General features: G+C 52.0%; 14 protein-coding genes and 1 tRNA gene. 9 read left to right on the forward strand and 6 right to left on the reverse strand.

Annotation, left to right across the window (positions count from 1 at the left end; genetic code table 11):
* Positions 1 to 43: 43 nt before the first annotated feature.
* From EL111_RS04715 to EL111_RS04740, 6 genes are all read left to right on the forward strand, one after another.
* On the forward strand, positions 44 to 1,861 hold the full coding sequence (locus EL111_RS04715) for a SurA N-terminal domain-containing protein (protein WP_123794797.1): 1,818 nt from the start codon (positions 44 to 46) through the stop codon (positions 1,859 to 1,861).
* 300 nt (positions 1,862 to 2,161) lie between these two features.
* Complete coding sequence (locus tag EL111_RS04720; RefSeq protein WP_123794796.1) at positions 2,162 to 2,944, forward strand: phosphatidylserine decarboxylase; 783 nt, start codon at positions 2,162 to 2,164, stop codon at positions 2,942 to 2,944.
* Between the two features lie 161 nt (positions 2,945 to 3,105).
* On the forward strand, positions 3,106 to 4,260 hold the full coding sequence (hflX, locus tag EL111_RS04725; protein ID WP_123794795.1) for a GTPase HflX: 1,155 nt from the start codon (positions 3,106 to 3,108) through the stop codon (positions 4,258 to 4,260).
* Positions 4,261 to 4,350: 90 nt separating this feature from the next.
* Positions 4,351 to 6,801: a heavy metal translocating P-type ATPase gene (locus EL111_RS04730; RefSeq protein ID WP_123794794.1), complete on the forward strand. Its 2,451-nt coding sequence runs from the start codon at positions 4,351 to 4,353 to the stop codon at positions 6,799 to 6,801.
* A gap of 161 nt (positions 6,802 to 6,962) precedes the next feature.
* Complete coding sequence (locus tag EL111_RS04735; protein WP_123794793.1) at positions 6,963 to 8,360, forward strand: MFS transporter; 1,398 nt, start codon at positions 6,963 to 6,965, stop codon at positions 8,358 to 8,360.
* A 90-nt stretch (positions 8,361 to 8,450) separates the two neighbouring features.
* Entirely contained in the window at positions 8,451 to 9,983 is a 1,533-nt protein-coding gene (locus tag EL111_RS04740; protein ID WP_123794792.1) for a phospholipase D family protein, read from the forward strand.
* Positions 9,984 to 10,449: 466 nt separating this feature from the next.
* Here the strand turns inward: EL111_RS04740 and rpmA are convergent, their stop codons facing one another.
* Entirely contained in the window at positions 10,450 to 10,719 is a 270-nt protein-coding gene (gene rpmA / locus EL111_RS04745; RefSeq protein WP_066080875.1) for a 50S ribosomal protein L27, read from the reverse strand.
* A gap of 29 nt (positions 10,720 to 10,748) precedes the next feature.
* Entirely contained in the window at positions 10,749 to 11,057 is a 309-nt protein-coding gene (gene rplU, locus EL111_RS04750; RefSeq protein WP_123794791.1) for a 50S ribosomal protein L21, read from the reverse strand.
* A gap of 239 nt (positions 11,058 to 11,296) precedes the next feature.
* On the opposite strand from rplU, the gene ispB reads away from it, so the two are divergent.
* The 3 genes from ispB to EL111_RS04765 all read left to right on the forward strand — a co-directional run bounded on the left by ispB (position 11,297) and on the right by EL111_RS04765 (position 12,804).
* The gene (gene ispB, locus EL111_RS04755) at positions 11,297 to 12,271 is read left to right on the forward strand and encodes an octaprenyl diphosphate synthase (RefSeq protein ID WP_123794790.1); all 975 of its coding nucleotides are present in this window, start codon (positions 11,297 to 11,299) and stop codon (positions 12,269 to 12,271) included.
* A 2-nt stretch (positions 12,272 to 12,273) separates the two neighbouring features.
* Positions 12,274 to 12,720, forward strand: coding sequence for a DUF441 domain-containing protein (locus tag EL111_RS04760; RefSeq protein ID WP_123794789.1), 447 nt, complete (start codon positions 12,274 to 12,276; stop codon positions 12,718 to 12,720).
* Positions 12,721 to 12,729: 9 nt separating this feature from the next.
* Positions 12,730 to 12,804, forward strand: a tRNA-Arg gene (locus tag EL111_RS04765).
* A 436-nt stretch (positions 12,805 to 13,240) separates the two neighbouring features.
* Here EL111_RS04765 and EL111_RS04770 read toward each other — a convergent pair.
* From EL111_RS04770 to EL111_RS04785, 4 genes are all read right to left on the reverse strand, one after another.
* Positions 13,241 to 14,581, reverse strand: a complete 1,341-nt coding sequence (locus EL111_RS04770) for an MFS transporter (RefSeq protein ID WP_123794788.1) — start codon at positions 14,579 to 14,581, stop codon at positions 13,241 to 13,243.
* A gap of 77 nt (positions 14,582 to 14,658) precedes the next feature.
* Complete coding sequence (gene tenA, locus EL111_RS04775; protein WP_123794787.1) at positions 14,659 to 15,315, reverse strand: thiaminase II; 657 nt, start codon at positions 15,313 to 15,315, stop codon at positions 14,659 to 14,661.
* 90 nt (positions 15,316 to 15,405) lie between these two features.
* Positions 15,406 to 16,242, reverse strand: coding sequence for a shikimate dehydrogenase family protein (locus EL111_RS04780; RefSeq protein WP_123794786.1), 837 nt, complete (start codon positions 16,240 to 16,242; stop codon positions 15,406 to 15,408).
* A gap of 387 nt (positions 16,243 to 16,629) precedes the next feature.
* Positions 16,630 to 17,742, reverse strand: coding sequence for a 4-oxalomesaconate tautomerase (locus EL111_RS04785; protein WP_123794785.1), 1,113 nt, complete (start codon positions 17,740 to 17,742; stop codon positions 16,630 to 16,632).
* Positions 17,743 to 17,829: the final 87 nt, after the last annotated feature.

A 17,829-nucleotide genomic window follows, 5' to 3' on the forward strand; every position in this document is an offset into this window, starting at 1 on the left:
TGTGCGACTGCTTATTTTTATTAACACTTTTTGTTGAATCGATATGTTTCATACCGTAGAGAAATACAAAGGCCCGGCAAAAATCATGCTGGGTCTGATTGCGCTGACTTTTGTCGGTTTCGGCGTCAGCACGGCCGCCGCGCCGGGTTCGGACTACATCGTCATGGTTGGCGATCAAAAAATCAGCGAACATTCTTTGAATAACGCCATGCATAATGTGCAGGGCGAATCACGCGATGCTGTTTTCCAATCGCTGGTGCAGCGCGCTTATCTGACGCAGGGTGCCAAGCTGATGGGCATCGCGGTGTCGCAAGAGCAAATCAAGCAGATTATTGTTGACGACCCGAATTTTCACGACTCTACCGGTACGTTCAGCCAAGCGCTGCTGACACAATATTTGGATCAACGCCGCATGAGCGAGGATCAGTTTGTCGAAGAAATCCGCGAGCAGTTTGCCTTGCAAAACCTGTTGAACTTGGTGCAGAGCGGTACATTGGTCAGCGATGTTCAGGCAGAGCAGTTGGTCAGCCTGACCCAAGCGGTGAGAACCATCCGTTCGGTTACCTTCAATCTGGAAGAATTTGCCGGAAAAGTGAAAACCGATGATGCCTCGTTGCAGCGTTATTATGAAGCCAACAAAAAAGATTATGTGATTCCGCAAGCGGTAAAAATCGAATATGTCGCGCTGAATATGCATGATTTGGCGGAAAAACAAACCGTCAGCGCAGAAGAAGTCCGCAAAGCATTCGACGAGCAGGCGGCCAATGCCGGCCCGCGCCGAGAAATCGCCCACATCTTCTTCCCGACCGTACATATCCAAGACGAAGCGGGACGTGCGGCAGTTAAAGCAGAAGCAGAAAAAGTGTTGGCACAAGTGAAAGCCAAGCCGTCTGCATTTGCCGCACAAGCGAAAAAATATGCCCAAGACGGGCAAGATGCCTCCTCCCTTTGGGTGTCGAAAAACGGCGCAATGGGCGCAGCCTTGGAAAATGCCACCTTCGCATTGGAAAAAGGGCAAATCAGCGACTTAATCCAAACTGAAACCGGCTATTACATCGTCCGCGTTCTCAATATTCAGGACAAACCGGATTTCGAACAGGAAAAGGCTTATCTGGAAACTGAGCTGAAACAGCGTAAAGCCAATCTTGAATTTAATGCAGCCAAAGAAAAATTGGCCGAAGCCGCGTTCAACAACCCGAACAGCCTTGCCGAAGCCGCCAAAGTATTAGACTTGAAAGTTGTCTCGCCCGACGAATGGCTGAACCGCGAAAACGGTAAAGCCGCCGGTATGTCTGATGAACTCTTGGATACGGTATTCAGCGATGAAGTGTTGAATAAAAAACACAATTCCGAGCCGATTAACATCAGCAACGATACCGTGTGGGTGGTGCGCGTTAAAGAAGTGCGCGAAGAGAAAACCGCACCGTTTGCCGAAGTAAAAGAAGATGTTCTGATGAGCTATCTGCGGAGCGAAGCCGGCCGTCTGGCTGCCGACAAAGCAGACGAAGTATTGGCGGATTTGAAATCAGGCCGCCAAACCGATGTCAAATGGTCGGCGGTATCTGATTTGAACGCACAACAGGCGCGTCAGTCCATGCCGCCCGAAGCCTATGCGGAATTGCTGAAGGCACGCCCCGAAGACGGAAAACCGGCTTATGTTTTGCTGAAAGGGCTGCCCGCACCGGTTATTTTGGAAGTGCAGAAAATCAGTACGCCCGAAAATATTGCAGAGCAGATTCCTGCCGCCAAACAAGCCATGCTGCAAGAGCAGGCGGGCAATACCTTTGATTATCTGCTGCAATATCTGTACCGGAAAGTATCTCAAAAAACCGGCGCACAGAAAGTCAATCCTGCCGAATAAGGCGGAAAGTCTGAAAGCCGTTAAAAGGCCGTCTGCAAATGCCGAATTTGCAGACGGCCTTTTTGGTGTTTTGCACCCGTATAGTCATTTAAAATAAGAATGATACAGCGTTGCTTTGCCTTGCCGTACTATGTGTACTGTCTGCGGCTTCGCTGCCTTGTCTCATTCTTATTTTATTCGACTATATAACCGGTTCGTGCGGCTTGGTTCTTATGAACGGGGGCTAATTCTGCACGTAGGTATGCTTTTTCCGCTATAATAGCGTCCGTTTAACATCAAACCGTTTTGAAGGACGCAGTTATGAACCGCAATTATCCCCATCCGATTATTGCCCGCGAGGGCTGGCCGATTCTCGGCGGCGGCCTGATTGTCAGCCTGTTGGTTACGATGTGCGGCGGCTGGTGGTCGTTGCCGTTTTGGATTTTTACGGTGTTTGCGTTACAGTTTTTCCGCGATCCCGAACGCCCCGTACCGCAGGATGCCGATGCGGTTTTAAGCCCTGTGGACGGCAGGATTGTAGTGGTGGAGCGTGCCGAAGATCCTTACCGTCGGGTAGAGGCTTTAAAAATCAGTATCTTTATGAATGTATTCAACGTCCATTCGCAAAAATCGCCGGTTGACGGTACGGTTACTGCGGTCGAATACAATAAAGGCAAATTCTTAAATGCGGATTTGGATAAGGCCAGTGTGGAAAACGAGCGCAATGCGGTGCTGGCAACCACTGCTTCGGGACGTGAAATTACTTTTGTGCAGGTTGCCGGATTGGTGGCGCGCCGTATTTTGTGTTATACCAAAGTCGGCGACAAGCTGGCGCGTGGCGAACGCTATGGCTTTATCCGCTTCGGTTCGCGCGTGGATGTGTACCTGCCTGTGGACGCTCGGGCAATGGTTGCCATCGGCGAAAAAGTAACCGGTGTTCAAACGGTTTTGGCGCGTCTGCCGCAACAGGCGGAGCAGGATTCTGAAAGCGACCGCGCTGAAGAAGCAGTATCGCACGCCCCGTCTCAAGCGGACAGCGAGCAGGAAATGATTGCTCAGGCGGCAGAAAAAATCCGCCAAGCCGTGCAAAAAGTTGCAGAATAAAAGAGATGTATCCCAATTAGCATATGAAGCCGTCTGGAAACCATTTTTCAGGCGGCTTCGTTTTTTGCGTCGGCGGCGTGGTAGAATATACGCTTTTGCAGACGGCTTTTTCGGGAAGAATGCAGCCCGAAACGGCAGCAGTAACAGAATGGCGGCAGAGTATGGGCAGACATACCGTGTTTCAAGTAGACAAATCATTAGAACGCCCCGAGCGCGTGATGCTGGTCGGGGTGATGTTGAGTGCCGACTATTCCGGAGCGAACGAAACGCGGGAACGTTGTTTTCAGACGGCTTTGGCGGAGGCGGCGGAGCTGGTGTCGGCGGCGGGCGGTGATTTGCAGTTGGTTGAAACGGCCAAGCGTGATAAAGCGCAGACGGCATTGTTTGTCGGCACGGGAAAGGCGGAGGAGCTGGCGCTTGCCGTGAAAGCAAACAACATCGAGCTTGCGGTATTCAACCACGAGCTTACGCCGACGCAGGAGCGTAATTTGGAAAAAATCCTGCAATGTCGGGTGCTGGATCGGGTGGGGTTGATTTTGGCCATTTTCGCCAAACGCGCCCAAACTCAGGAGGGCAAACTTCAAGTGGAGTTGGCCCAGCTCAACCATTTGAGCGGACGGTTGGTGCGCGGCTACGGACATATGCAGAGCCAAAAAGGGGGCATCGGCTTGAAAGGGCCGGGGGAAACCCAGTTGGAAACCGACCGCCGTCTGATTAATCAAAAAATTACCGCCTTGAAAAAACAGCTCCAACAAGTGAAGAAACAGCGTGCCACCCGCCGCAAATCCCGCATGGACAGCCGTCTGAAAACCTTTGCCATTGTCGGTTATACCAATGCAGGCAAATCAAGCCTGTTCAACCGCCTGACCAAAGCCGATGTTTTGGCGAAAGACCAACTTTTTGCCACGCTCGATACCACTGCCCGCAAGCTGTTTCTGGCACCGGAAGCCAGCGTGGTGCTGACCGATACCGTGGGTTTTGTCCGCGATTTGCCGCACAAGCTGGTTTCGGCATTTTCGGCAACATTGGAAGAAACCGCTTTGGCAGATGTCTTGCTGCATGTTGTCGATGCTTCCAATCCTGATTTCGAGCGGCAGATAGACGATGTGAATACTGTATTGGAAGAAATCGGCGCACATGAAATCCCTCAACTTCTGGTGTACAACAAAATCGATTTGCTGCCCGAAGGCAAGCGGGAAGCCGGTATTCTGCGCGACCATCAGGGCGTGGCGGCGGCCGTCAATATTTCGGTCGTGCAAAATAGCGGTTTGGAGGCTTTGCGGGAAGCCATGACCGAGCACGTATTGATGCAGTAGCCATATATTGGCAAAACTGCTTTTTTATTGGCCGGACTGCTGATTTACAGACGGCCTTTTCCTGATTGAAGGACTGAACGGATTGCAATCATGACCCGACACACCTGTTTCCATTGCGGATTGGACGTTCCCGAATCCGTGCATTTACCCGTTGTCTTTGAAAATCAGGAGCGCGAAACCTGCTGCGTGGGCTGTCAGGCTGTGGCGCAGAGCATTATCGAAGCAGGATTGGGCAGCTATTACAAACAACGTACCGCCGATGCGGAAAAGGCCGCGCTGCCGCCCGACGAAGTGTTGGCACAGCTCAAACTTTACGATTTGCCGGAAGTGCAGGCGGAGTTTGTGGAAAGCGGTGCGGACAACCAAAAAGAAGCGGTATTGATGCTCGGAGGCATTACCTGCGCGGCGTGCGTATGGCTGATTGAGCAGCAGCTTTTGCGTTTGGCCGGGGTAGTGCGTGTGGATTTGAACTACACCACTCAGCGCGTGCGGGTAGTATGGCATGACGGGCAGGTTGCGTTGTCGGATATTCTGCTGCGTATCCAATCGACCGGCTACACGGCCGCGCCGTACGATGCACACAAAGTCGAAGCGCAGCACCAGCAGGAGCGCAAGCAGTTTATTGTGCGGCTGGCCGTAGCAGGGCTGTGCATGATGCAGACCATGATGTTTGCCATTCCCACTTATCTTTACAGCGAGGGCGAAATCGAACCGCTGTATTTGGGTATTTTGCATTGGGGGGCATTTATTATGGTCTTGCCGGTGGTGTTTTACTGTGCCTTGCCGTTTTACAAAGGCGCGTGGCGGGATTGGAAAAACCGCCGTGCCGGTATGGATACGCCGATTGCCATTGCGGTGGTGATGACGTTTATTGCCGGCATTTACAGCTTGGCCACCAATGCAGGGCAGGGAATGTATTTCGAGTCCATCGCCATGTTGCTGTTTTTCCTGCTCGGCGGCCGTTTCATGGAGCAAATTGCGCGGCGAAAAGCCGGAGACGCGGCGGAGCGTTTGGTCAAACTCGTTCCCGCGTTTTGTCACAAATTAAGCCGTTATCCCGAAAGCGAGGAAATCGAGGAAGCGGCGGTGGTCAAATTACAGCGCGGCGATGTGGTGCTGGTCAAGCCGGGTGAGGTCATTCCGGTGGACGGTATCGTGCTGTCGGGAGAAAGCGAAGTTAACGAAGCCATGCTGACGGGAGAAAGCCTGCCGGTAGCGAAGCGCACCGACGACAAAGTAACGGCCGGTACGCTGAATGCCGTTGGTCCTTTGGTGGTGCGTACCGAGCAGGCGGGCAGCGATACGCGGCTGTCGCACATTGTCAAGCTGCTCGATCGCGCTTTGGCTCAGAAACCGCGTGCGGCGGAGTTGGCGGAAAAATATGCTTCCCATTTCGTTTTGGGAGAGCTGCTGCTTGCCGTACCGGTGTTTATCGGCTGGACGCTTTATGCAGATGCCCATACCGCATTGTGGATTACCGTGGCCTTGCTGGTCATTACTTGTCCGTGTGCTTTATCTCTGGCCACACCGACTGCTTTGGCAGCAGCTACCGGCAAATTGGCGGGCAGCGGCGTATTGGTCGGCGGCCGGCAGAGTTTGGAAACGCTGGCGCAAATCAGCGATGTGGTGTTCGATAAAACGGGAACGCTGACCCGGGGCGAATTGTCTGTCAGCCGGCTGATTGCTTTAGGAACATGGAAGGAAGCGGATTGTCTGGCTGTAGCCCGCGCATTGGAGGCACAATCGGAACATCCGGTCGCGCAAGCGATTTTGCGCGGCGGAAATCAGGATTTTGCAGACGGCCTTCAGGTGGCGCAAAGGATAAACCGTGTCGGTTACGGAGTCAGCGCGCACATCACGTTTAAAGGGGAAACCCAAATTTGGTCGCTCGGCCGTGCAGAATTTGTTGCCGAAACAGCGGGCAGCATACCCGATCTGCCGTTGGCAGAACATCGGGGCAGCATGGTGTTTCTCGGCAATCAACAAGGTTTTCAGACGGCCTTTCTGCTGGAAGATGAAATTAAAGAGGGTGCGGCGGAGATGGTTGCCGATTTGAAAGCAAAAGGTTTGCGCCTGCATGTGTTGAGCGGAGATAGGGATACCGCCGTTGCCCATCTTGCCGCTGCTTTGGATTTGGACGCATACCGCTCGGAGGCGGTACCGGAAGACAAGCTGGCTTATGTGGAGACTTTGCAGAAGCAGGGTTGTAAGGTGTTGATGGTAGGAGACGGCATCAATGATGCGCCGGTTTTGGCACAGGCTGATGTATCGGTTGCCGTGGCGGGCGGTGCGGATATTGCGCGGGACGGTGCGGACGTGGTGCTGCTGAATGACGATATGCGCGTATTGCCGCAAATGCTGGAGCAGGCGCGGCGTACCCGGGCGGTTATCGGACAGAATCTGCGCTGGGCAAGTGCGTACAACCTGATTGCCGTGCCGCTGGCGGTGTTTGGTTTTGTGACCCCGTGGATTGCCGCATTGGGCATGAGTTTAAGCTCGTTGCTGGTGTTGGGGAACGCATTGCGGCTACTGAAAAAATAGTCAAGGCCGTCTGCAAAATGAAACAGTTCAAGCTGTCTTTATTTTGCAGACGGCTTTTAAACGGCTTCATCAGGTGGTTAAGCCGTCGGATATTCGGGACGGTTGCGAACAGATACCGGCAGTTGCCCCAAGCAAACGGTTAAGGTAAGACGAAACAGAAGATGACGACAGAAATCCCCAAGCCTTCGCGCTGGCTGCCTTTGCTGCTGGCGATAGCGATTTTCATGCAGATGCTGGACGCGACGATTTTGAATACCGCGCTGCCGGCGATTGCCGAAGATTTGCATGAGTCGCCGTTGAACATGCAGTCGGCAGTGATTGCTTATGCGCTGACGGTGGCATTGCTGATTCCGTTGAGTGGTTATCTGACTGACCGCTTCGGTACGAAAAAAGTATTTTTGGTCTCGGTGGCGCTGTTTGTGGCGGGGTCGTTATTGTGTGCGGCAGCGCCGAATCTGACTTCGTTGGTGTTGGCAAGGGTTGTTCAGGGCGTGGGCGGTTCTATGCTTGTTCCCGTGCCGCGCCTGACCATCTTGCGCGTTTACGACAAATCCCGACTGCTGAACGCCATCAATTATGCCGTTATGCCCGCGCTTATCGGGCCGGTACTCGGGCCGTTGGTCGGCGGCTATCTGGTGGAATATGCAACATGGCATTGGATATTCCTGCTGAACGTACCGATAGGATTGGTCGGTTTGCTGGTCGGTATGAAAATCATGCCGGATGTGCGCGGCGAGCAGAACCGCTTGGACGTGGGCGGTTTTCTGTTGTTTGCTTCGGCTGCTGCGGCTTTGACTTTGGCGGTGGATATTGTTTCTTATCCGAATGCGGCGGTTTTTTCCCTGCTGCTGGCTTCAGGTGGCTCATTGTTGCTGTGGCGGTATTACCGGCACGCGCAAACGTATCCCCAACCTCTGTATGCGGGGCATTTGTTTAAAGTTCGGACCTTCCGCTTGGGGTTGGGCGGCAATTTGTTCAGTCGCTTGGGCATCAGCTCCGTACCGTTTCTGCTGCCTTTGTTGTTTCAGGTGGCGTTCGGATACAGTGCTAGTGTGTCGGGTTGGCTGGTTGCGCCGATTGCCTTGGCTTCTTTGGCGGTAAAACCGGCCATCAAACCGCTGATGGCGCGTTTCGGTTATCGTGCGGTGTTATTGTGGAATACGAGGCTGTTGGCCGTATTGATTATGCTGTTGGCCTTGCCTGATGCGGGTACGCCGTGGCCGGTGTGGACGATGTTGCTGTTGGCAATGGGCGCTTGCAACTCGGTACAGTTTTCTGCAATGAATACGCTGACACTTGCCGACTTGCGCCCCTATCAGACCGGCAGCGGCAACAGCTTGATGGCGGTCAACCAGCAACTGGCTATCGGTTTGGGCATTGCGGTGGGCGCGTTGATGTTGCAGCTTTGGCGCAACAGCAGTATCGTCGGGCAGGATTTGCACGCGGCATTCCAATATACTTTTATCGGTATCGGCATGATTACGCTGGCTTCCAGTATGATTTTCAGAAGGCTGCATATGTCAGACGGCAGTAATCTGACCACGCGGGCGGAAAAATAGAGTAATCACGGAAAATCGGTTAAAATGCCGCTGTTTTATTATAAATAAGCGGTAAATATTACAGTAAGGCCGTCTGCAAAACCACACCACATGAACAAATACCATCTTGTGCTTATGATACCCGCATTTCTTTCGGGCTGTGCTTCGCTGCCGCCGCTTGAAGAGCGAAGCGAAAGCCGCTATCTCAAAGTAGAATCCTCTCCGCGCTTGGATGCAGTGTTACGGTCTGATGAAAATACGGAAATCTCAGCCGATACCGATATTTCCGGCGTATACCTGCTCAATGACGCGCACGAAGCATTTGTTGCCCGGGCGGCACTGATTGAATCCGCCGACCATGCACTGGATATCCAATACTATATCTGGCACAACGACATTTCGGGACGGCTGCTGTTTAACCTGCTGCACCGTGCTGCCGAGCGGGGTGTTCGCGTACGTCTGTTACTGGACGATAACAATACCAATGGGCTGGATAACGTCCTGTTGGCACTCGACAGCCATCCGAATATTGAAATCCGCCTGTTTAATCCCTTTGTATGGCGGAAATGGCGCGCACTCGGCTATTTAACCGACTTTCCGCGCCTCAACCGCCGTATGCACAATAAATCCCTTACTGCAGACAACCGTGCGACCATACTCGGCGGCCGCAATATCGGCGACGAATATTTCAAAGTAGGGGACGATACCGTCTTTGCCGATTTGGATATTTTGGCAACCGGTCGCGTTGTTACCGAAGTATCCGAAGATTTCGACCGTTATTGGGCCAGCCATTCCGCTTACAACGCAACAGATGTGATTAAAAAAGGCAATGTTGAAAAAGGTTTCGACGAGCTCAGTTACAGCGATTCCGATAAAAACAATACGCTCGACCGATACCGCAGGGAGGTAGAAAATTCCGCCTTATACCGCGCTATGTCGGACAAACGTATCCCGTTTCATCATGTCCGCACCCGCCTGATCAGCGACGATCCGGCCAAAGGGCTGAACCGCGACCGTCATAAAACGCCGATTCTCGACCGCATGGTTGAAGCACTCCAAAAACCTGAAAAAAGTATGTATTTGGTTTCTCCCTATTTTGTCCCCACAAAATCCGGTACGCAGGCATTGGGAGAAATCGCGGCAGACGGCGTGGACGTAACCATATTGACTAACTCGTTACAAGCCACCGATGTTGCCGCCGTGCATTCCGGTTATGCCAAATACCGCAAGCCGCTGCTTAAAGCAGGGGTAAAATTGTATGAGCTCCAACCTAATCATGCTGTGCCCAAGAGTAAAGACAGAGGCTTGACCGGCAGCTCGGCCACCAGCCTGCACGCCAAAACCTTTATCGTTGATGCCAAGCGCGTATTTATCGGCTCGTTTAATCTGGACCCGCGTTCGGCACGCCTGAATACGGAAATGGGCGTAGTTATCGAAAGCCCGACCATCGCAGGGCAAATGCAGCGCACGCTGGAAACCACTACGCCGGATTATGCTTATAAAGTAACATTGGATAAGCATAAAAAATTGCGCTGGCAGGATCCGGCAGACGGAAAAATCTATGCCAAAGAGCCTGAAGCGGGATTTTGGAAGCGTGTAACCGCCAAAGTATTATCGTTTTTACCGATTGAAGGATTGTTGTGAAGATGACTGTTAACAGGCCGTCTGCAAAATAAGGCCGTCTGCGAAATTTATATGGCGGTTGCTGATTAATATTCGGAGTCTTTGTTGGACGCAGCGGGGCAGGAGATAATCAGACAAGCTGATGAACCGGAGCGGGCATGGCCATCGAACACAGAACGATACAGCGTTCTTACCTTGTTCAAAGAGAAAGGCAGACTAAGCTGCTGAAACAGTAAGGCTGCCGATTCGTACTGTTTGTACTGTCTTCGGTTCTTGTTCTCATTTATTCGACAATAAATAACGGATAATCAAAAAGCAAATATAGTCATTTAAAATAAGAATGATACAGCGTTGCTTTGCCTTGCCGTACTATGTGTACTGTCTGCGGCTTCGCTGCCTTGTCTCATTCTTATTTTATTCGACTATAAAAGCGGGCAAACAAAAAAACCGTACTTCATGAAGAAGTACGGTTTTGGATTGAATCAGCTTATTCTTCGCCGGTGTAAGGGCGGATGCTTACGGTTTTGCGGTTCAATGCACCTTTGGTTTTGAACTCAACGTAGCCGTCCACTTTGGCGAACAGAGTGTGGTCTTTGCCCATGCCTACATTGTCGCCGGCGTGGAATTTGGTACCGCGTTGGCGGACGATGATAGAGCCTGCCGGAATCAGTTCGTTGCCGTAGGCTTTAACGCCCAAGCGTTTGGCTTCTGAATCGCGACCGTTGCGGGTGCTACCGCCTGCTTTTTTACTTGCCATTTTTAATACTCCTAAACTTGATTAAAAAATTAGGCGATTGCCACGATTTCAATTTGGGTGAAATTTTGGCGGTGGCCTTGGCGTTTTTGGTAGTGTTTGCGACGACGCATTTTGAAAATGCGGATTTTTTCGCCACGACCATGAGCAACTACTTTAGCAGTTACTTTCGCGCCTTCGATAAAAGGTGCGCCTACTTTTACAGAATCGCCGTCAGCAATCATCAAAACTTCAGTCAGTTCGATTTGGCTGTCGAGTTCGGCTGGTATCTGTTCTACTTTCAATTTTTCGCCAACGGTAACTTTGTATTGTTTACCGCCGGTTTTTACGACCGCGTACATACTCAACTCCATGAGAATTTTGGTTTAAACAACCGCACACCATTGTGCGGAATTTCGCATTATGCAGGTATTTTGCTGTTTTGTCAAAACTTATTTGAAAAATGTGGTACAGAATGCGGTTTTGCTTTTTGAAAAGCGTGTTTAATGTGCCGGTTGCTGATATAATCCGACGATTGACCGGAAACATGGTCTGCCTCGTGCTTAAATAAACTGTTTATTTTTTGCTAAAGACAATCATCATGCTCGAAAACCTGCCTTATTTCCAACGCCATTTGCCGGATGATCTTGCTAAGGTTAATGCGGTCATCAGCAGTGCGGTTCAATCGGATGTCGCATTGATTTCGCAAATCGGTACCTATATCATCAGCGCGGGAGGCAAGCGTTTGCGCCCGATTATGACGATTTTGGCCGGCAAGTCGGTGGGTTACGATGATGAAAAGCTGTATTCTCTGGCGGCGATGGTGGAATTTATCCATACTTCTACTCTGCTGCATGATGATGTGGTTGATGAAAGTGATTTGCGCCGCGGCAGGGAAACGGCAAATAATTTATTCGGTAACGCAGCGGCGGTATTGGTGGGCGACTTTCTCTATACGCGCGCGTTTCAGCTGATGGTTGCTTCGGAAAGCATGAAGATTTTGGAAGTGATGGCTTCTGCCACCAATATCATTGCTGAAGGCGAAGTCATGCAGTTGATGAACATCGGCAATACCGATATTACCGAAGAGCAGTATGTTCAGGTTATCCAATACAAAACCGCCAAGTTGTTTGAAGCGGCGGCGCAGGTTGGGGCGATTTTGGGCGGGGCAACTCCCGAACAGGAACAAGCCTTGAAAGATTACGGTATGTATGTCGGTACGGCATTCCAAATTATCGATGATGTGTTGGACTATTCGGGTGAAACCGAAGAAATCGGTAAAAATGTCGGCGACGATTTGGCAGAAGGCAAGCCGACGCTGCCGCTGATTTATCTGATGCGTAACGGCAGTGAGGAGGCGGCAAATGATGTGCGTTATGCTTTGGAAAATGCCGACCGCAGTTTGTTTGAAAAAATCCACGCTCATGTAGTCAATTCGGAAGCATTGGAATATGCGACAAGCGAAGCCCGCAAGGCGGTAGAAAAAGCGGTGGCCTGTTTGGATGTGCTGCCCGATAACGATATTACCCAAGCGATGCGCCAGTTGGCTCAGGAATCATTGGTACGGGTGTCGTAAACGTGAATTTCAGTTTGATTCCGCTGTTTTTGGTATCGCTTATTTTTCTCGGCGTATTGAGCAACAATAATACGATTACCATTTCTGCCGCAGTATTGCTTTTGATGCAGCAGACGGCCTTGGTAAAATATGTTCCGATGGCAGAGAAGTACGGCATGACGTTGGGTATTATCTTCCTGACCATCGGCGTACTCAGCCCGCTGGTATCGGGAAGGGTTCAAATACCGGGTTGGTCGGAATTTGTTAATTTGAAAATGTTGGCAGCCGTGGCAGTCGGGATTTTTGTGGCATGGGTAGCCGGATATGGTATTCCGCTGATGAGCAGTCAGCCCGTTTTGGTTACAGGCTTGTTGATCGGTACCATTATCGGTGTGGCCTTTATGGGCGGTGTTCCCGTGGGGCCGCTGATTGCTGCCGGATTGTTGTCGTTTGTTGCCGGAAAGATTTAGTTTTGGTGTCCCGCCGTAGTTCAACGGATAGAACGTATGCCTCCTAAGCGTAAAATACAGGTTCGATTCCTGTCGGCGGGGCCACACTAGATAAGTGCAGTTATTGGATATGCAAATGATACGGCGTTGCTGTGTCCGGCTTTCCAAAGGGGTTAAGCCGCTGAAGCAGTAAGTTTTCCGATTGGTATTATGGTCATTTAAAATAAGAATGATACAGCGTTGCTTTGCCTTGCCGTACTATGTGTACTGTCTGCGGCTTCGCTGCCTTGTCTCATTCTTATTTTATTCGACTATATTTGGTATCGTTTGCGCTTTTGCTGCTTTATATTATGCTGTGTTATTCAATAAAAAAAGCCTTGAGACCGGATTGCTCAAGGCTTTTTTGTATCAATATGGTTGAAAAGCCGTCTGTAAAATAGCTTGTTTGTTCATATTCAAGTATTTACAGACGGCTTTGTGCGGTTTAAACGGTGAACTGTTCGTTCAGGGAAAGCGTATGCTTTTACCGGCTTGATATAAATTACGAGGTTTTGTTTTCCCGATACACGAAATATTTCAAGGTCAGCGCAGCGGCAATCAAAACGGCAGGGACGGTCAGTGCCATGGCGACGGTGGAGAAGTTCCAGCCCGCGTTCAGCATCCATGCGCCTGCGAAGGCGGAGATGATGGCTCCGGTGCGGCCGATGCCGTGCATCCAGCTGTTGCCGGTGGCGCGTGCGGCCAGCGGGAAGAAATTGCTGGAAAGCGCGTTCATGCCGGTGCCGCCGCCGTTAAACGCCGCACCGATATAGAACGATGTGATGCAGAGCAGAAGGTATTCCGGCCCCAAAGTGCTCATCCATACCAAAACCGCTGCGCCGCTCAGGTATGACAATGCCAAAACGCGGTGCGGTTCGAAACGGTCCATAAACCAGCCGAGCATGATGGAACCCAGCGGGCCGCCCAGTTGGAACATCGCTGCGATGATGGAGGCTTGCGCGGTATCCATGCCGGATTCTTTAATCATGGTCGGCATCCAGCTTCCCAGCAGGTATACGAGGAAGAGATGGCTGAAATAGATAATCCAAAGTAATACCGTGCCTTTGGCGTAGTGGCGGTTCAGTACGGTTTTAATCGGATTTTCATCACTTTTTACCGTGGCGGGAGAGGGGATGTAAAAAGTGCTGTGTTCTGTGGTCGAACCGGGGGCGCACCATTCGACGATTTGGCGGATTTTTGCGCGATCTGCGCCTTTATGCACCATATATGCCAGCGATTCGGGCAGTTTGAATACCATAAAGATGCTTAATAAAACCGGCATGATGCCGCCGAATACGAAAACGCTTTCCCAACCCCATTGCGGAATCATCCATGCGGCCAGAAAGCCGCCGCCCGCCGCTCCGACGGTAAAGCCTGCGAAGACGATGGTTACCAGCAGCGAGCTGCGTTTTTCCGGCGAGTATTCTTTTGCCAAAGTTGCCACCATCGGCATGATGCCGCCCATGGCAAAACCGGCGATAAAGCGGAAGGCAATCATGTGCCAGATTTGGGTGGCGTAAGCGACCAGCCATGTGAACAGGCCGAAAATGAAGACGCTGGCAATCAATACTTTGCGGCGGCCGAAGCGGTCTCCCAAGGGGCCTGCGGTGAGTGCGCCGAAGGTCAGGCCGAAGAGGGCGGCACTGAGTACCGGAGCCAAGTCGTTATTGGAAAGGTTCCATGCCTCTTTTAGAGAAGGGCCGACAAAGCCCATGATGACGACGTCGAAGCCGTCCATGACCACAATCAGAAAGCATAGGAAGACCACCAGCTTCTGATAAGTGCTGACATCGCGGCTGTCGAGCAGCTCGCGCACATTGATTTCATGAGAAGGTTGCGGCATGGTTTTCTCCTTTGTATTGAGGTGGTTGTGTTATTTTGCAGACGGCCTGTGCGGTTGCGGAGCCGTAGTTTCGGGGCTTACAGCGAACAGTTCAGACCCATATCCCAAAAAGCGGCTTCCATACGGGTTGCCGTGGTGAAAATATGTCCGGCTTTTTCGAGTTGTGCGGGGGTGAGTGGTTGGCAAAGGTTGTCTATAAAATGTGTCATTTCGACGGCACTTTGTTGGAACGCACTGTCCGCGTAAGTATCAATCCATGCGCGGTAGGGGTGGTTTTCATCAATCTGCCGCTCTTCTTTGATCCAGCGGCCGATTTCCGCATAACCCAGCATACAGGGCGCGATGGCGGCATAAAGTTCCGCCAGAGAACCGGTTAAACCGCAGTCCAATACATAGCGCGTATAAGCGATGAGTGCGCTCGATTCCTGCTCGGCAAACAGCTCTGCTTCGCCAATGCCCCATTCGCGGCAGAAGGCGATGTGCAGTTGGATTTCGTCCAATACGGCGTTCAGGCTGTCGCGCGCCGTCTGCATTTGCGTAAAGTTTTCCGACTTGTACATTGCCAATGCAAACATTCGGCTGTAATGGAACAGATAAATGTAATCCTGTTTCAGATAATGCCGGAAACAGGCTTGGGGCAGCGTGCCGTCTGCAAGCCGGCATACAAAGTCATGGCGGACATAGGCTTGCCAGTGCGGTTCGGATTGTCGGATAAATTGTGCGGTACTCGACATTTTTTTCTCCTGTAAACGGGAAATACGTTAAACATGAAATAAGATTCCGGCAAAACAGTTGGTTTGGATACGGTAATGCCGTCTGAAAAATCAATATTCGATTCGCGCCACTTCGCGCAGGTGTTCGGCGGTGGTAGCCGGCAGGCCGAAGTATTCGAGATACACGGGAATTTGTTCGAACAGCATGTCCGTACCGATTTGGGTGGGGCAGCCTTTGGCTTGCGCCGCTGCTAAAAACGCGGTGGTTGCGCTTTTGAGCACGACCTCGCCGACAAAGGTTGACGGAGCGATGCGGCCAACATCCACAGGCATGGGATCGCCTTCGTACATGCCCAACGGCGTGGCGTTGACAACCAAATCGAATCCTGCCGGATCATTGCCGCCGGTTTCGACGGTCAAAGCGGGGTAATGCTGTTTCAGACGGCCTGCCAGACTTTCCGCCGCAGCGGTGTTGACATCGAATAAGGCCAAACGTGCCACGCCTGCGGCAGCCAAAGAGGCCGCAATCGCCGAGCCGACCCCGCCGCTGCCGACAACCAGTGCGGATTTGCCTTCAGGGGCGAAACCTTTCCGGCGCACGCCGCGCACAAAACCTTCACCGTCGAACATATCGCCTTCGAGTTTGCCGTCGGCCCCGCGGCGGACGGCGTTGCACGAACCGGCTATTTGCGCGGTGGGTGTCAGGCGGTCGGCCAGCGCGGTGGTGGTGACTTTGTGCGGCATGGTAACCAATGCGCCGATTACGTTGTCACAAGTAAAGACGGAGCGCAGGAAATCGGGATAAACGGGAGCTTGGGAGGAGAAAGGAACCACCAGGGCATTGATGGAGGCATGCTCGAAATAAGGGTTGTAAATCATCGGCGATTTGAAAGTGTGGGTGGGGTAGCCGATGTGTGCGATGACCCGGGTGTTGCCGTCGATGTTCATGAAACAGCTCCTTATGCAGATAAAATGTTGTTGATATTTGAAATTTTTCAGACGGCCTCCGGCTGGCAGGCCGACTCTTGCAGGTATTGGATTTCATACCGTCAGTTACGGTATTGTAATACAGTATGCAAGGAATGTTTCGTGCCATTTGTTGACAAAAAACACCATGTTTGGTTTCAAAAGCCTGCGGAGGCCGTCTGAAAAAACGGACGGTATCCGCTTTACCCGCGCCGGTGCGGCAAACCTTTTTGTTCGAACCCACACGCTGTAGCGTTATTTAACACGGAATGATACGGCCTTGGTGTGTCTTGCTTAAAGAGGGCTTGACTGAACTGCCGAAGCAGCAAGTCTGCCTGCCCGTACTGTCTGCGGCTTTGCGGCTTTGTCTCATTTTGTATCATCCGACGGTTTTCCGTTCCAAATACGGCTTGGAATCATGATTTCTCCACGCATAATGTTGCGCGCCGTCCGGATTAGTGCGGCTCCTGTCACCCTGCCTCCGGCATCGGTTTCCAGCGCAACACTAAATTCGCCGCCCGGGTGTTCGATGGAAAGGGAGGCGGGATTGCCGACGGCGGCCAAACCGTCGGCAACGCTGTTTTCCATCACGCAGGCGGTGGCAATGGTAACGGCGGCCAAAACGCCGATGGCTTCATGGCAGACATGTGGAATGAAGCAGCGCGTATGGACGGCTCCGCCGTGAAGCGGGGCATTGAGCAGGCACATTTTCGGGTAGTTTTTGGCGGAAACATCGCCCAATCCCATTTTTTCTGCGGCAATCAGGCGCAGTTTTTCCAAGGTGGCTTTCAGGGTTTCGTTGCTGTTGAGGTCTGCAACCCCTTCGTAGGCGGTGCAATCCAAATCGGCTGCGCGGACCAGCACCATCGGCATGCCGTTGTCGATGCAGGTGGCTTCCAATTTGCCGAAACCCTCGATATCGAAAACATCACTGATACTGCCGGTAGGCAGCAGGCTGCCCGCAACCGAACCCTCCGTATCGAGAAAGCGGATAAGGACGGGTGCGGACGTGCCGGGCACGCCGTCGATTTTGGCGGAGCCTTCATAGCAAACCACACCGCCGGGCGTTTGCACGGTAATATCGCTGAGCATGCCGGTGTTTAAGGTGAGCACGCGCAAAGTCGTTTCCTCACCCCGCGCCCGAACCATACCTTTTTCGAGTGCGAACGGCACGGCGGCGGCCAGCATGTTGCCGCAGTTGGGTTTGGTATCGACTATATCGTTTTGCGGCTGGAGTTGGGCAAACAAAAATTCCAAATCCACACCTTCCCTTTCGGAAACGGAAACAATGCCGACTTTGCTGCTCAGCGGGTGCGCGCCTCCCGCACCGTCAATTTGGCGCGGATCGGGCGAGCCGACTGCCGCCAGCAAAACCCGATTGCGTAAGTTTTCATCGGCAGGTAAGTCGGACTGTGCGAAAAAAAGCCCTTTGGAGCTGCCGCCGCGCATCAGCATGGCGGGAACGGGGGTTTGGGCGGACATCGGCATTCCTTTTTTAATGTGGTGGGTTGTTGAGAATTATTGACGGTAAAATTTTGTTTAGAAAGAATAGGGCAAGACTATCAGTTA

This window comes from Neisseria animalis (assembly GCF_900636515.1).
Taxonomy (GTDB): Bacteria; Pseudomonadota; Gammaproteobacteria; order Burkholderiales; family Neisseriaceae; genus Neisseria; species Neisseria animalis.

Excerpts from the sequence above, each read along its gene's own strand:
- EL111_RS04715 (WP_123794797.1), top strand. The coding sequence starts at position 44 with ATGTTTCATACCGTAGAGAAATACAAAGGCCCGGCAAAAATCATGCTG.
- EL111_RS04740 (WP_123794792.1), top strand. The coding sequence starts at position 8,451 with ATGAACAAATACCATCTTGTGCTTATGATACCCGCATTTCTTTCGGGC.
- EL111_RS04730 (WP_123794794.1), top strand. The coding sequence starts at position 4,351 with ATGACCCGACACACCTGTTTCCATTGCGGATTGGACGTTCCCGAATCC.
- rpmA (WP_066080875.1), bottom strand. The coding sequence starts at position 10,719 with ATGGCAAGTAAAAAAGCAGGCGGTAGCACCCGCAACGGTCGCGATTCA.
- ispB (WP_123794790.1), top strand. The coding sequence starts at position 11,297 with ATGCTCGAAAACCTGCCTTATTTCCAACGCCATTTGCCGGATGATCTT.
- hflX (WP_123794795.1), top strand. The coding sequence starts at position 3,106 with ATGGGCAGACATACCGTGTTTCAAGTAGACAAATCATTAGAACGCCCC.
- EL111_RS04770 (WP_123794788.1), bottom strand. The coding sequence starts at position 14,581 with ATGCCGCAACCTTCTCATGAAATCAATGTGCGCGAGCTGCTCGACAGC.
- tenA (WP_123794787.1), bottom strand. The coding sequence starts at position 15,315 with ATGTCGAGTACCGCACAATTTATCCGACAATCCGAACCGCACTGGCAA.
- EL111_RS04780 (WP_123794786.1), bottom strand. The coding sequence starts at position 16,242 with ATGAACATCGACGGCAACACCCGGGTCATCGCACACATCGGCTACCCC.
- rplU (WP_123794791.1), bottom strand. The coding sequence starts at position 11,057 with ATGTACGCGGTCGTAAAAACCGGCGGTAAACAATACAAAGTTACCGTT.
- EL111_RS04735 (WP_123794793.1), top strand. The coding sequence starts at position 6,963 with ATGACGACAGAAATCCCCAAGCCTTCGCGCTGGCTGCCTTTGCTGCTG.
- EL111_RS04785 (WP_123794785.1), bottom strand. The coding sequence starts at position 17,742 with ATGTCCGCCCAAACCCCCGTTCCCGCCATGCTGATGCGCGGCGGCAGC.
- EL111_RS04720 (WP_123794796.1), top strand. The coding sequence starts at position 2,162 with ATGAACCGCAATTATCCCCATCCGATTATTGCCCGCGAGGGCTGGCCG.